Annotated in this window: 11 protein-coding genes; 3 read left to right on the forward strand and 8 right to left on the reverse strand. The window is 73.8% G+C overall.

The genetic code is table 11. The features are described from left to right. Positions 1-10: 10 nt before the first annotated feature. The 6 genes from ACZ4W9_RS06245 to ACZ4W9_RS06270 all read right to left on the reverse strand — a co-directional run bounded on the left by ACZ4W9_RS06245 (position 11) and on the right by ACZ4W9_RS06270 (position 6262). Positions 11-517: a hypothetical protein gene (locus ACZ4W9_RS06245; protein WP_467933551.1), complete on the reverse strand. Its 507-nt coding sequence runs from the start codon at positions 515-517 to the stop codon at positions 11-13. Positions 518-602: 85 nt separating this feature from the next. After that, positions 603-1856, reverse strand: coding sequence for a styrene monooxygenase/indole monooxygenase family protein (locus ACZ4W9_RS06250; protein WP_467933552.1), 1254 nt, complete (start codon positions 1854-1856; stop codon positions 603-605). A 33-nt stretch (positions 1857-1889) separates the two neighbouring features. Beyond that, a complete protein-coding gene (locus ACZ4W9_RS06255) occupies positions 1890-2546 on the reverse strand; it encodes a GTP-binding protein (protein ID WP_467933553.1) in 657 nt (218 codons plus the stop codon). Further along, positions 2527-2952: a DUF742 domain-containing protein gene (locus ACZ4W9_RS06260; protein WP_467933554.1), complete on the reverse strand. Its 426-nt coding sequence runs from the start codon at positions 2950-2952 to the stop codon at positions 2527-2529. The genes ACZ4W9_RS06255 and ACZ4W9_RS06260 overlap by 20 nt, the downstream gene beginning before the upstream one ends. Further along, positions 2949-3446, reverse strand: coding sequence for a roadblock/LC7 domain-containing protein (locus tag ACZ4W9_RS06265; protein WP_318201427.1), 498 nt, complete (start codon positions 3444-3446; stop codon positions 2949-2951). The genes ACZ4W9_RS06260 and ACZ4W9_RS06265 overlap by 4 nt, the downstream gene beginning before the upstream one ends. Next, entirely contained in the window at positions 3443-6262 is a 2820-nt protein-coding gene (locus tag ACZ4W9_RS06270; RefSeq protein ID WP_467933556.1) for a sensor histidine kinase, read from the reverse strand. The genes ACZ4W9_RS06265 and ACZ4W9_RS06270 overlap by 4 nt, the downstream gene beginning before the upstream one ends. 384 nt (positions 6263-6646) lie before the next feature. Between ACZ4W9_RS06270 and ACZ4W9_RS06275 the strand changes: the two genes are divergently transcribed. Beyond that, complete coding sequence (locus ACZ4W9_RS06275; RefSeq protein WP_467933557.1) at positions 6647-7435, forward strand: protein phosphatase 2C domain-containing protein; 789 nt, start codon at positions 6647-6649, stop codon at positions 7433-7435. A gap of 4 nt (positions 7436-7439) precedes the next feature. On the opposite strand, the gene ACZ4W9_RS06280 is transcribed toward ACZ4W9_RS06275, so the two are convergent. Then, positions 7440-7931, reverse strand: a complete 492-nt coding sequence (locus tag ACZ4W9_RS06280) for a MarR family winged helix-turn-helix transcriptional regulator (RefSeq protein ID WP_358688584.1) — start codon at positions 7929-7931, stop codon at positions 7440-7442. 241 nt (positions 7932-8172) lie between these two features. On the opposite strand from ACZ4W9_RS06280, the gene ACZ4W9_RS06285 reads away from it, so the two are divergent. Beyond that, a complete protein-coding gene (locus tag ACZ4W9_RS06285; RefSeq protein WP_467933559.1) occupies positions 8173-9015 on the forward strand; it encodes a lysozyme in 843 nt (280 codons plus the stop codon). A 185-nt stretch (positions 9016-9200) separates the two neighbouring features. Beyond that, positions 9201-11549, forward strand: coding sequence for a SpoIIE family protein phosphatase (locus ACZ4W9_RS06290; protein ID WP_467933560.1), 2349 nt, complete (start codon positions 9201-9203; stop codon positions 11547-11549). An 85-nt stretch (positions 11550-11634) separates the two neighbouring features. Here ACZ4W9_RS06290 and lon read toward each other — a convergent pair whose 3' ends face one another. After that, positions 11635-14064 carry an endopeptidase La gene (gene lon / locus ACZ4W9_RS06295; RefSeq protein WP_467933562.1) on the reverse strand — a complete coding sequence of 810 codons (2430 nt, stop codon included), beginning with the start codon at positions 14062-14064 and terminating at the stop codon, positions 11635-11637. Positions 14065-14279: the final 215 nt, after the last annotated feature.

The raw sequence follows: 14279 nt of genomic DNA on the forward strand, positions 1-14279 counted from the left end.
CGGCCGCGCCCTAGTCGCAGAACTGGTCGCGCGCCTGCTTCGCCCCCTCCTTGAACCCCTGCTTGAAGTTCTCGTCCACGGCCACGAGCCCCTGCTGCTCGTCCTGCGCGCTGCAGCTCCGCTTCACGGCCGCGAACCCCTTGTCGAAGCCCTCGTTGTACTGCTCCTTGGCGTTCTTCTGCTCCCCCTCCTCGGCCGTACCGCACTTGACCTCGGGACCGCCGATCTGCTGGGCGCTGACGGTGCCGCTCGCGTCGGTGACCGTCAGGGAGAAGCCGCCACTGGCGTCCGCCTTCACGCTGCCCTCGGCACCGCTGCCCGACTCGACGGCCACGGCCTTGTTCGGCTTGAAGTCCTTGCCGCTGACGAGCAGGTTCTTCGGGTTCTCGGTGCTTCTGACGCCGCAGGTGGGCGATGCCGCCGCCGCTGTCGAGGCGGACAACGTCACCGACCCCAACGCGAGCGACGACACCGCCAGGGGTGCCAGAACCGCCAGGCGTACACGACGACCATTCATGGAAACTCCTCCATGGCTTGTCCCCCCTGCACACCTGTCCCAGCGTCCCTCCGCCGGTATCAGGTGTCAAAAGGGGACAAAACCATCAGGCTTCCGTGAGCGACCCCAGGTAGGCGGCCGTCTTCTCCGGGTCGTAGAAGAAGTCCTCGAAGTCGGACGGGTCGTTGAACGCGTTGGCGAAGCGGTCCGCCACGGGCTGGAGCGAGCCGGCCGCGCCGATGAGGTTCAGCACGTGCTCCGGCGGCGGGGCCAGCATGGCGTTGGTCCACTTGGTGACGTGCTGCGCGGTGGCCCAGTAGCGGTCGAAGGTGGCCCGCATCCACTCCTCGTCGAAGGGCTTGTCGCCGCGCTCCAGGATCGACGCCAGATAGGCCGCCGCGCACTTGGACGCCGAGTTGGAGCCCTGGCCGGTGATCGGGTCGTTGGCCACGACCACGTCGGCCACGCCCAGGACGAGACCGCCCGAGGGCAGCCGGCCGACGGGGTTGCGCACGGTCGGGGCGTAGCGCCCGGCCAGCGTGCCGCCCGCGTCGGTCAGTTCGGCCTTGGTGGCCCGCGCGTACTCCCAGGGCGTGAACCTCTCCATGAGTTCCAGGGTCAGGGAGAGGTGCTCGGCCGGGTCCTTGACGCCCCGGAAGGCGTCGAGCGGGCCGCCGGGTATGCCCTCCCAGAACAGGATGTCGGCCCGCCCGGAGAGGGTCAGGGTCGGCATGACGAACAGCTCGCCGACGCCGGGGACCAGGTTGCAGCGGACCGCGTCGAACTCCGGGTGCTCCGGACGCGGGCCAAGGCCGTGCACGTACGCCACCGCCAGCGCCCGCTGCGGCTCGGCGTACGGGGAGCGCTCGGGGTCGCGGGCGAACATCGACACCAGCTCGCCCTTGCCGGCCGCGACCAGGACGAGGTCGTAGGTGCGGGAGAAGTAGTCCAGGTCGCCGACGGCCGCGCCGTGGATGACCAGCTGGCCGCCGCGCTGCGCGAAGGTCTCCATCCAGCCGGCCATCTTCACCCGCTGGTCCACCGACTGCGCGAACCCGTCCAGCCTGCCCACCCAGTCGATGGCCCGCTGGGTGGGGCCCGGGTCGTGCGAGCCGGGCGCGGCGACCGAGACGCCGAGTCCCTCGATCTTCGGGGCCTGGGACTCCCAGAAGTTCAGCTGCAGGTCGCGCTCGTGCTGGAGTGCCGTGTGGAACATGCACTGCGTCGACATGACACGGCCGGTGCGGATCTCGTCCGCGGTCCGGTTCGACATCAGGGTGACCTCGTAGCCGTGCGACTGCAGGCCGAGGGCGAGCTGGAGGCCGGACTGGCCGGCTCCGACGACGAGTATCTTCCGCATGCGGTGGTGTCTCCTACGGGGGCTGGGACCGGACTACTCGGGGGTTTCGTCCAGCGCGTGGCCGACGAGGGCCAGGAGGGTCTCGATGGCCGAGAACCGCCGTCGCGCGTCCATGATCATGACAGGGATGTGCGCCGGTATCGTCAGCGCCTCCCGGACGTCCTCCGGTTCGAACCGCTCGCTGCCGTCGAAGTGGTTGACCGCGACGACGTAGGGCAGCCCGCAGCTCTCGAAGTAGTCCAGCGCGGGGAAGCAGTCCTTCAGCCGGCGGGTGTCGGCCATGACGACGGCGCCGATCGCGCCGCGCACCAGGTCGTCCCACATGAACCAGAACCGCTGCTGGCCCGGCGTGCCGAACAGGTAGAGCACCAGGTCGTCGTCGAGCGTGATGCGGCCGAAGTCCATGGCCACGGTGGTGGTGAGCTTGCCCGGTGTGGCCGACAGGTCGTCGGTGCCCTCGCTGGCCTCGGTCATCAGCGCCTCGGTCTGCAGGGGCGTGATCTCCGAGACGGAGGTGACCAGGGTGGTCTTGCCGACGCCGAAGCCGCCCGCCACCACGATCTTCGTCGCGATGGGAGCGCGCGTGCGGTCGGTCTGCCAGGCCTTCAGGTCCTCGTCCGGCTCGGCGAAGGAGGCGGCGAGGGACGGTCCCCCGAAGGCGGCGGTGGCGTCAGAGACGGCGGAGTCCACTCAGCACCCTTTCCAGCAGCGCGCGGTCCGGGCGGCCGGTGCCGTGACCGGTTCCGGTGCCGTACACACGGATCTTTCCCTGGTCCGCGAGATCGCTCAGGAGGACGCGGACCACGCCGAGCGGCATCTTCAGCAGCGCGGCGATTTCGGCCACCGTGCGCATACGGCGGCAGAGTTCGACGATGGCCCGCATCTCGGGCATGCCCGGGGCGCCCTGCGAGCCTTGTGTCAGTTCCTTGCGCTCCTCCGGGGCCTCCAGCGCGGCCACGAACGTCTCCACGAGGAGGACGTGGCCGAAGCGGGTACGGCCGCCGGTGAGCGAGTAGGGGCGGACGCGGGCGGGTTTGCGGTCGCCGCCGCGTACCGGCAGCCGCTGCTTCCCGGGCTTGTTCGCGGGGCCGGTCACCGGGTGCTCCCCGTCGACTCGGACTCCATGGATTTCCGCAGCTCGCTGCGGAGTTCGGGCGTCAGGACATGCCCGGCACGGCCCACGAACAGCGCCATGTGGTACGCCACGACGCTCATGTCGCACTCGGCGCTGCCGTGCACGCCGAGCAGCGAGCCGTCGCTGATCGACATCACGAACAGGCTGCCCTCGTCCATCGCGATCATGGTGTGCTTGACCCCGCCGAACTCCAGCAGCCGGGCGGCGCCCACGGTGAGGCTGCCGATGCCGGAGACGATGGTGGCGAGGTCGGCGGAGGAGCCGCGCGGGCCCTTCGCCGGGCGGGCCGCACGGGACTGCTCCGTGTGCGCCGGGTCGGACGACAGCAGCAGCAGTCCGTCCGAGGAGACCACGGCGACGGACTGGATGCCGGGTACTTCCTCGACCAGGTTGGTCAGCAGCCAGTGCAGGTTACGGGCTTCACTGCTCAGTCCGTAGGTTGTGGGCGCGGTCAACTGCTTGCCTCCTCGGCTGTGCCCCCCGTGGCTTCTTCGGCGTGTGCGTAGCTGGTCGGCCGCCGGTGGCCGGCCGTCTTCTCGGCGATCTCCGCCTCTACGTCGCGGTAGCCGGCCTCGGCGCCGTTGCGGAAGCCGCCGAGCCTGCGGCGCAGGGCCTCGGCGTCGACGCGGGTGCCTTGCCGGCGGGCCGGGGCGGCGGGGGCGGTGATCTTGGGCGTGCGCTTGGGGAGACCCTTGCTGGTGAGCCGCTCCTCGGCGTCCGTCCGCGGGGCCCCGGCCGGTGCGTGCGCGTCGGCTTCGCCTCCGGCGGCGTCCGGGCTCCCGCCCGTGCCGCCCGTGCGGGTCTCGTCGCCGGCCGCGGGCGGCCCCTGCGGGGCGTCCTCGCCGTCGGCGGCCGGCGGGGCCGTGGGCGACGAAGTCGGGGTGCCGGCCGGTTCCTCCGGTTCCGTCGCGTCCTCCCGCCGCGCCGGCTCCTCCTGAGGTGTCGGCAGGAGGAGTTCCATCGTGGTCTCGGCGGGGCTCTCCGCCGGCTTGGGGCGGGTCTCCGCGGTCCCGGCGGACGGGGTGGCCTGTTCGTGGGTGTCCCGTACGGCCTGTTCGGCCAGGGCCACCAGCGGGTCCTTGGTGCGGGCCCGCAGGACGTTGGAGTTGGCCTCCGCGTCGGCACCCGGGAGGGTGTACGTACCCGTGGTGCTGCCGGACGCGTTCGCCGGCGGGAGGGTCGCCGGCGGGGCCTCGGCGAGGAGCTGGGCCGGCAGGACCACGACCGCCGCGGTGCCGCCCTGCTTCTGCTCGCGCAGCTGGACCCGGACGCCGTGGCGGTGGGCGAGGCGGGCGACGACGTACAGGCCGAGGCCGAGACCGTCGGCGTCCTCCTGGTCGTAGAGCGACCGGGGATCGAAGTCGCCGAGGCGGGCGTTGAGGCGGGCCAGGCGCTCCTCGGCCACGCCGATGCCCTCGTCCTGGACGGAGAGCATGACCTCGCCCGACTCCAGGAGCCAGCCGGAGACCTCCACCGGCAGGTCCGGCGGGGAGAAGGAGGTGGCGTTCTCCATCAGTTCGGCCAGCAGGTGGGAGAGGTCGTCGGCGGCGAACCCGGCCAGGTGCGCGTGCGGGGGCAGGGCGGCGATGCGGACGCGTTCGTAGCGCTCGATCTCGCTGACCGCCGCGCGGACCACGTCGACCAGCGGCACCGGGCCGGGGTGCTGCTGGACGTGCTCGGTGCCGGCGAGGACCAGCAGGTTCTCGCTGTGCCGGCGCATGACCGTGGCGAAGTGGTCCAGCTTGAACAGGGTGGACAGGCGCTCGGGGTCCTGTTCCCGCTCCTCCAGGCCCTCGATGACCGCGAGCTGGCGCTCGACCAGGCCGAGGGTGCGCAGGGCCAGGTTGACGAAGGTGGAGCCGATGCTGGTGCGCAGCCGCTCCAGCTGGGCGGCGGACTCGGCGAGTTCGGCGCGCAGTTCCTCGCGGGCGTCGGCCATCTTCTGGCGCTGGCCCACCAGGTGCTTGCGGTCGGTCTCCAGGGTGGCCACCCGCTCGTGCAGGGCGGCGGCGTGCGCGTGCAGGGCGTTGACCGAGCGCACCACCTGGGCGAACTCGTCGTTGCGGCCGGTGAAGGCGATCGGGTCCTGGGCCGCCGGGTCCTCGGCCTCGGCCAGCCGGGCCGAGCCGCGGCGCAGCACCGACAGCGGGCGGGTCAGGCTGCGGGCCATGGCGGTGGCGATGCCGACCGCGACCAGCAGCAGCACGCCGAGGACGGCGACGCGGATCTCCAGCGCGGTGACGTCGTCGTCCCGGAGCTTCTCCAGGTCCTTGGTGCGGTGGTCGTAGAGCGCGGACTCGGCGCCGCGCATCAGGTCGACGCGGGCGGACAGGGCCGCGTCCAGCTTCTTGACGCCGACCTTCGGTTCGCCGTCGGCGAGGGCCGGCCGGCCGGTGAACGTGGCCAGGTACTTCTCGGCCGAGTTGACCTCGGCTCCGGTGACCGTGGAGTCGTAGGAGTCGACGGCCGCCTCGGGGGCGGTCGCGCGGAAGCCGGCGAGGGCCGCGTCGGCGCGCAGCCGGGCCTGCTGGGCGGCGGCGGTGAGCGCGTCGCGCTGCTTGCGCTCCGCGTCGCTGCCGGTGGTGGAGGTGGTGGGCAGGCCGGTGACGGGGTCGATGACCGTCCGGTCGTGGGAGGGGACGTTCAGCGCGGCCAGCAGCAGGCCGCGGGCGGCGGCGGACTGCTGGACGGCCGAGTCCAGTTCGGCGAGGGCGTGGGCGCCGCTGCCGGCCCGCGGGGGCATCATCTCGGCCAGCCGCTCGGCGAGCCGGTGCAGTTCGGTGATCGCCGCCGAGTAGGCCTGGTGGGTCCGGAGGGCGTCGGTGCGGCCGGTGAGGGCGGCCCGGCGGGCCTTGTCGACGCCGTCGAGGGCGGTGCGCAGGCGGCCCGGGAGGTCGGGGTCGGCCCGCAGTTCCCCGGCCTGCCGGTCCACGCGGGCGCTGCGGTCCTCGGCGGGCGCCTTGGACTTGGGACGGCCGGCCGCGACGTAGGAGGTGACCTCGTCGCGTTCGTCGGCGAGGGAGTGGGCGAGGGTGAGCGCGTCCTGGGTGCGGGTGGCGAGCGTCACCAGTTCCTGGCTGTCGCCGACGTCCCGGGAGACGGTGAGCAGCGCGGGCGCGCCGGCTCCGGCCACGGCGGCGGCCACCACGGCGACGGCGACGATCAGCCGGGTGCGCACATGGGTGGGGCGGCCGGTGCCCACGGGGGTCTGCGGGACGGTCCCCGCGGGGGCCGGCTGACTGCCTGTGCGCCGAGGCCGCTTCTTCTGCACCGGTGCTCGCATTCCTGAACTCGTGTACCCAGGGGCCCGGGTGGCACCCCGTCATCTCGGGGCCAAGTGGTGCGTACACCCGGTTCGTATGGTTCCCGACCCTCCCAGCGCCGGTGGGCAGGGGCCGCGCATCACCTGACCCGCCACCCGAAGGAGTGAACATCGGAGGGGAGTTGGCGGGCAAGTTCCTCCGGCGCGTGTCCGGCTCCGGTGCGGCGGGCCGGTTGGACGCGCGCGGCAGGCTTTGGCAATATTCGCCACCACGCCTTCCCGGAGTGTCCCATTCTTGCCCAAATCAGGCGCCTGACCTGCGAGGTCGCGGGAAATCCCCGGGGCCGGCCGGCCCCTGGCGCACGGTGTGAAGGGGTCGTGCAGACTGACCGGGTGCGCACTGATCTCGTTTCGGAACCCGGCGACGCGACCCGACCCAACGAGGACTTCGCCGGTGTCGGACTACCCGCCTCCGGACAGGGAGGTTGCGTGGTCGTCCTGGACGGGGTGACGCCGCCGGGCGACGGCGCGGGCTGTCTGCACTCCGTGCCCTGGTTCACCGCGCGACTGGGCGGGGCGCTGACCGAACTGACCGTTTCCGGCCGAGATCTGACGCTGCCGGAGATTCTCGCGCGGGCGATCCGGCGCACCGCCGACGCCCACGCGGGCACCTGTGACCTTTCTCACCCGCGAACGCCCCAGGCAACCGTCGCCCTGGCCCGCTGGTCGGCCGCCGAGGTCGAGTACCTGGTGCTGTGCGACTCGACGCTGCTGCTGCGGGGGCCCGGCGGGGAGGTGACCCCGGTGGTGGACGACCGGCTCGCCCGGCTGCCCCGCTCCGCGCTCGCCACGGACGCCCTGGTCGACGCGCACGTGCGCAACAAGGAGGGCGGCTTCTTCACGGCCGCCGCCGACCCTGCCGTGGCGTCCCGTGCGGTCACCGGTGTGCTGCCCCGGCGCGCGGTGCGGGCGCTGGCCGCGCTGACGGACGGCGCGGCCCGCTGGACGGAGACGTTCCGCGTGGGCGACTGGACGGCGCTGTTCGACGTGGTCGCCAAGGAGGGTGCCCGGTCGCTGGTCGAGCGGGTGCGGGAGCTGGAGACGGCGGACCGTCAGGAGCGGGCCTACCTGGGGCGGGGCAAGACGCATGACGACGCGACGGTGGTGTACGCGGAGCTGTGAGCCGCTATTTCGCCATGACGTCGTTCAGCCCGTGCAGCAGCCGGGCCAGCTCGGCGACCTCGCGGCGGTCCCAGTGGGCGAGCTGGCGGACGTAGCGGGCGCGGCGGGCCTCGCGGACGGTGCCGACGCGGCGGCTGCCCTCCTCGGTGAGGGTGACCAGCCAGGCGCGGCCGTCGGCCGGGTCGGGTTCGCGGGCGATCAGGCCGAGTTCCTCCAGCGCGCGCAGCTGCCGGGACATGGTGGCCTTGCCGACGCCGATGTAGGCGGCGAGTTCGGTGGCCCGCTGGCCGCCCAGTTCGTCCAGCCGGATGAGCAGGCCGTAGGCGGAGGACTCCAGGTCGGGGTGGACCTCGCGGGCCATCTCGGCCTGGTTGGCCCGGGCGCGCCGCAGCAGTACGGTCAACTCGCGTTCCAGCGCCAGGAATTCCTGGTCTGCACCACTGGGCGTCACCTGGCTGGCGGCGTGAAGTCCCCCGCTGTTTCTGTCCTCGTGCACGTCAGCACCCCTGATCGGTTTCGCAGTCCTGAAAGTTTCTGTCACACGTCGTCATTGCCGCAGCTCGGTCAGTATTTCGCAGGCGTAGACCAACGGCGTCGTCCGGACCCCCTTCCACGCCGTCATCTACGTGCGTAGCTTCTTTACCACGCCCTTACTGGCATGCCCACGCCCAGCCGGTCGGCGGACACCCCCCACGATCCCCACCCCGCTCCCCCACTCCCCACCCCGGAGGCACGCCATGACCGTGCTCAGACCCGGTCCCACCCGTCGTACCCGCCCGCTGCGCCCGCGCCCCCTCGCCGTCCTGGTCACGGCCCTGCTCGCGGCGCTCTCCCTCACGCTGCCCCTCACCTCCGCCCGGGCGGCGGCCACGCCCGCCCGCGGCTCCGCCTACCTGGGCATCGGCGTCCTCGCCCACGACGGCCGGGACGGCACCCCGAGCACCGGCGACGCCACCCAGACCGAGGGCGTGGACGTCTCGGCGTACCAGGGCAACGTCGCCTGGTCCACGCTGTGGGGCAGCGGGGTGCGCTGGGCGTACACGAAGGCGACGGAGGGCACGTACTACACGAACCCGTACTTCGCCCAGCAGTACAACGGCTCCTACAACGTGGGCATGATCCGCGGCGCCTACCACTTCGCCACCCCGGACACCACCAGCGGCGCCACCCAGGCCAACTACTTCGTCGACCACGGCGGCGGCTGGTCGGGGGACGGCAAGACCCTGCCCGGCGCCCTCGACATCGAGTGGAACCCGTACGGCGCCGCGTGTTACGGCAAGACCGCGAGCCAGATGGTCGGCTGGATCGCCGACTTCGTCAACACCTACAAGGCGCGCACCGGGCGCTACGCCGTGATCTACACGGCCACCAGCTGGTGGACCCAGTGCACCGGCAACTACGGCGGCTTCGCGACGAACAACCCGCTGTGGATCGCCCGCTACGCCACCGACCCGGGGACCCTGCCGGCCGGGTGGTCGTTCTACACCATGTGGCAGTACACCTCCTCCGGCCCGACCGTCGGCGACCACGACAAGTTCAACGGCGCCCTGGACCGGGTGCAGGCCCTGGCCAACGGCTGAGGCGACGGCCGGTCCCGGGCCGGCCGGGGGCGGGGCGGCTCCGGCGCACACCCCGTGCGCGTCCGGCGCGCACGGGGAGCGGACGTGGGCCGTCCCCACCCGCCGCCGCCCTGCGTTGGTGCTCCGCCCCGTCCGGGATCATGCTGGTCAGGAGAGCCTGCCGAGCAAGGGCGAGATGAGCGGCGATGGAGCGACAGTCGACGTACACGGCCACGGCCACCATCGATGAGCGGGGCATCCTGACCGGCTGGAGCGACGGCGCGCGACGGCTGCTCGGCTACGACTCCCCGGCGGTGATCGGCCGGCCCGCCGCCGCACTGCTCGCCACCGACCCGGTCACCGACCCGGCCGCCACCCGCCGCACGCTGGCCGGGCAGGGCCGCTGGCACGGCACCGTCCCGCTGCGTCACCAGGACGGCCGGCGCCTGGAGCTGGACGTCATCGCCCACCGCCGGACCTCCGGCACCGGGCGCACCGACTGGCTCGTGGTGAGCGCGGTGACGGCCCGGCCGCAGCCGCCCCGGGGCGATCCCCTGGAGGAGTGGACCTTTCTCCAGTCCCCCTTTCCACTGGCTCTCTTCGGCCCCGACCTGCGCCTGCTGCGGGCCAACCGCCGGCTGGAGGACGCCCTCGCCCTGCCCGAGGCCGCGATGCGCGGGCTGCGCCTGGGCCACATCGTGCCCGGCGCCGCGAGCGAGGAGGCCGAGCGGTCCATGCGGGCCGCGCTGGAGACCGGCCGGCCGCAGGAGGCGCGCGGCCGGCTCGGTCCGGACCTCGCCCAGGCCGTCGCCCTGACCCCGCTGAAGGACGCCGACGGCCGGGTACGGGCGGTTTGCCTGTCCCTGCCGCCACCGGACCCCGGCGGCGCCGGCCGGCGGCGCCCGGCGGGCGAGCCCGGCGCCCGCGTCCGGGCGGCGGACCAGGTCCTCGCCGCCCAGGAACTGGGCAAGGCCACCGTCCCGCGGCTGGCCGACGCCATGACGGTCGACCTGCTGGACCATCCGCGCTCCGGGGCCGGCGGGCCGCCGCCGGGCCAGGTCGTGCTGCGCCGGGCCGCCCTGCGCGCGGACCCGGGCGGCGGGCCGGCCCGGGGCACCTGCGTCGGCGAGGCGGTCGTCTGCCCGGCCGGCTCGCCGCCCGCCCGGTGCCTGGCGACGGCCCGTCCGCTGCTGTACGACACGGCGGAACCGGGCATCGCCGAGTGGGCGGCGCTGGACCCGTGCGCCGGGTGGCTGCGCGCGTCCGGGACGCGGTTCCTGCTGGCGGTGCCGCTGCTCACCGGGGGCGGCCCGCTCGGCGTGGCCCTGTTCGGCCGCACCCCCGGGCGGGAGCCCTTCGGTCCGGAGGACGTGCGGCTCGCCGAGGAGTTCGCCGCCAAGGCCGCCGTCTGCGTCGAGCGGGCCCGCGCCGAGGCCCCGCCCCGCGCTCCGGCGCCGCTGCGGCACGGCCTGCTCCCGCACCCGCCGCCCGTTCAGGCCGCCCTGGAGATCGCCACCCGCTGTCTGCCGGCCGCGACCGGGGCCGGTCCGGGCGGCGACTGGTTCGACGTGATCCCGCTGTCGGGGGCGCGGGTGGCGCTCGTCGTGGGCGACGTGGCCGGCCACGGCATCCGCGTCTCCGCCGCCGTGGGCCGGCTGCGCACGGCGGTGCGCACCCTGGCCGACGTGGACCTGCCCCCCGACGAGCTGCTCACCCACCTGGACGACCTGGTGCTGCGGCTGGCCGCCGACGAGGGCAGCGCGGACCCGGCCGCCGAGACCGCCGGCGGCATCGGCACCACCTGCCTGTACGCCGTCTACGACCCCGTCTCCCGCCGGTGCGCGGCGGCCCGGGCCGGGCATCCGCCGCCCGCCGTGGCGACCCCGGACGGCACCGTCCGCTTCCTCGACGTGCCCGCCGGTCCGCCGCTGGGCATGGGCGGGCCGCCCTTCGAGACGGTCGAGACGGAACTGCCCGAGGGCAGCCTCCTCGCGCTCTGCGCGAACGGGCCGTCCGGGGCCCGCGACCACGCCCTCGGCCGGGCGCTGGAGAGGGCGGCCGAAGGCCCCGCGTCCCCGCTGGACTCGGTGTGCGACCGGGTCCTCACCGAGCTGCTCGACCACCGCTCCGAGGACGACATCGCCCTGCTGCTGGCCCGCACCCGGGCCCTGCACGGGGACCGGGTGGCCTGCTGGGAACTGGACAACGAGCCGACCGTCGTCTCCCGGGTCCGCCGGTACGTGGACGAGCAGCTGTCCGCCTGGGGCCTGGCGGACGCCGTGTTCACCACCGAGCTGATCGCCAGCGAGCTGGTCACCAACGCCATCCGCTACGGCCGCCCGCCCATCCGGCTGCGGCTGCTCCGCCCGGGCACCGGCCTGATCTGCGAGGTGTACGACGCCGGCGGCAGCACCCCGCACATGCGCCGGGCCCGGATCTTCGACGAGGGCGGCCGGGGCCTGCTGCTGGTCGCCCAGCTCGCCGAGCGCTGGGGCACCCGGCACGAGCGGACCGGCAAGACGGTGTGGGCGGAGCAGTCCCCGGCCGTGCTCTGAGCGGACGCCGGACGCCGGACGCGGGCACGGCCGGGGCCCGGGCCTCCCTCACGGAACCCGGGCCCCGCCTTTCCCGCGGCGTCCGTCACGCCGCCACGGGAACCGCCGGCTCCGCGCCGTTCACGGCCGGCGCGAGCGCCAGTTCCAGGACCTGGCGGACGTCCGTGACGGTGTGGACGTCGAGCTTGTCCAGCACCTCGGCCGGGACGTCGTCCAGGTCGGGCTCGTTGCGCTTGGGGATGATCACGGTGGTCACCCCGGCGCGGTGGGCGGCGAGCAGCTTCTGCTTCACCCCGCCGATGGGCAGGACGCGGCCGGTCAGCGAGACCTCGCCGGTCATGGCGACGTCGGTGCGGACCAGGCGGCCGGAGAGCAGCGAGGCGAGGGCCGTGGTCATCGTGATGCCCGCGCTCGGGCCGTCCTTGGGCACCGCGCCCGCCGGGAAGTGGATGTGCACGCCCCGGTCCTTCAGGTCGGCCACCGGCAGCTCCAGCTCGGCGCCGTGGCTGCGCAGGAAGCTCAGCGCGATCTGCGCCGACTCCTTCATCACGTCGCCCAGCTGGCCGGTGAGGGTGAGCCCCGCCGCGCCCGTCTCCGGGTCGGCCAGGGACGCCTCCACGTAGAGCACGTCGCCGCCCGCGCCGGTGACCGCGAGACCGGTCGCCACGCCGGGCACGGCCGTACGGCGCTCGGCCGGGTCCTGGGCGGACTCGGGCACGTGGTGCGGACGGCCGATCAGGTCGCGCAGATCGCCGTCGGTGACGGTGAACGGCAGCTCCCGCTCGCCCAGTTCGTGCTGGGCGGCGACCTTGCGGAGCAGGCGCGCGATCGAGCGCTCCAGGGTGCGCACGCCCGCCTCGCGGGTGTACTCCCCGGCCAGCTTGCGCAGGGCGCTCTCCTCCAGGGTGACCTCGTCCCGGTCCAGGCCCGTGCGCTCCAGCTGGCGCGGGAGCAGGTGGTCACGGGCGATGACGACCTTCTCGTCCTCGGTGTAGCCGTCCAGGCGGACGATCTCCATGCGGTCGGCGAGGGCCTCCGGGATGGCTTCCAGGACGTTGGCGGTGGCGAGGAAGACCACGTCGGAGAGGTCCAGCTCGACCTCCAGGTAGTGGTCGCGGAAGGTGTGGTTCTGCGCCGGGTCGAGGACTTCGAGCAGGGCGGCGGCCGGGTCGCCCCGGAAGTCGGAGCCGACCTTGTCGATCTCGTCCAGCAGGACCACCGGGTTCATCGACCCGGCCTCCTTGATGGCGCGCACGATCCGGCCGGGCAGCGCGCCGACGTACGTGCGGCGGTGGCCGCGGATCTCGGCCTCGTCGCGGACGCCGCCGAGGGCGACCCGGACGAACTTGCGGCCCATGGCGTGCGCGACGGACTCCCCGAGGCTGGTCTTGCCGACGCCGGGCGGGCCCACCAGGGCGAGGACGGCACCGCCGCGCCGCCCGCCGATGACGCCAAGGCCCCGGTCGGTGCGCCGCTTGCGCACGGCCAGGTACTCGGTGATGCGCTCCTTGACGTCCTCCAGGCCCGCGTGTTCGGCGTCCAGCACGGCCTTGGCGCCCCGGATGTCGTACGCGGAAGCGCTGTCATCGGTCCGCTCGTTCCACGGCATCTCCAGGACGGTGTCCAGCCAGGTGCGGATCCAGGAGCCCTCGGGCGACTGGTCGGAGGCGCGCTCCAGCTTGTCGACCTCCTTCAGGGCGGCCTCGCGGACCTTCTCCGGCAGGTCGGCGGCCTCCACGCGGGCGCGGTAGTCGTCGGACTCCTCGCCCTCCTGCTCGCCGTTCAGCTCGCGCAGCTCCTTGCGGACGGCCTCCAGCTGACGGCGCAGCAGGAACTCGCGCTGCTGCTTGTCGACGCCTTCCTGGACGTCCTTGGCGATGGTCTCGGCCACCTCCTGCTCGGCGAGGTGGTCGCGCAGTTGCTGGGTGGCGAGGCGGAGGCGGGCCACCGGGTCGGCGGTCTCCAGCAGTTCGACCTTCTGCTCGGTGGTCAGGAAGGGCGAGTAGCCGGAGTTGTCGGCGAGCGCGGACACGTCGTCGATGGCCTGGACGCGGTCCACGACCTGCCAGGCGCCGCGCTTGCGCAGCCAGCTGGTGGCGAGCGCCTTGTACTCCTTGACCAGCTCGGCGACCTGGCCGGGCAGCGGCTCCGGGACACTCTCCTCGACGCGGGCGCCCTCCACCCAGAGCGCGGCGCCCGGCCCGGTGGTGCCGGCGCCGATGCGGACCCGGCTGCGGCCGCGGATCAGGGCGCCGGGGTCACCGTCGGCCAGCCGGCCGACCTGCTCGACCGTGCCGAGGACGCCGGTCCTGGCGTACGTGCCGTCGATGCGCGGCACCAGCAGCACCTTGGGCTTTCCGGGTTCGGAACGGGCGGCGGCCTGCGCGGCCTCCACCGCGGCCCGTACCTCGGCGTCGCTCAGGTCCAGCGGAACCACCATCCCGGGCAGCACGACCTCGTCGTCGAGCGGCAGCACGGGCAGGGTCAGCGTGAACGCCGGTGACTCAGCAGCCATGATCTCCCCTTAGGCAGTCAACTTGAGCTATGCCGACTCAATGTTCTGGCGCCGCCGATTGTTCCCGGGGCCTTGTTCGCTGTGAGCGATCACGTACGGCCAAGGGAGTGGGGGGTCGCGGGAGTTCTCCGGGTCCCGCGGGGTGGCGCGCCTGCCGCCGGGGCCCGCGCCCCGCCGCCGGCGCGCCGCCGTCCACGCCGGCGGCGGGCGCGGGG

This window comes from Streptomyces sp. NPDC029296, from assembly GCF_055569255.1.

What these genes read in the sequence shown, in the direction of transcription:
- lon (WP_467933562.1), bottom strand. Translation starts at nt 14,064, where the DNA reads ATGGCTGCTGAGTCACCGGCGTTCACGCTGACCCTGCCCGTGCTGCCG.
- ACZ4W9_RS06285 (WP_467933559.1), top strand. Translation starts at nt 8,173, where the DNA reads ATGACCGTGCTCAGACCCGGTCCCACCCGTCGTACCCGCCCGCTGCGC.
- ACZ4W9_RS06245 (WP_467933551.1), bottom strand. Translation starts at nt 517, where the DNA reads ATGAATGGTCGTCGTGTACGCCTGGCGGTTCTGGCACCCCTGGCGGTG.
- ACZ4W9_RS06250 (WP_467933552.1), bottom strand. Translation starts at nt 1,856, where the DNA reads ATGCGGAAGATACTCGTCGTCGGAGCCGGCCAGTCCGGCCTCCAGCTC.
- ACZ4W9_RS06290 (WP_467933560.1), top strand. Translation starts at nt 9,201, where the DNA reads ATGGAGCGACAGTCGACGTACACGGCCACGGCCACCATCGATGAGCGG.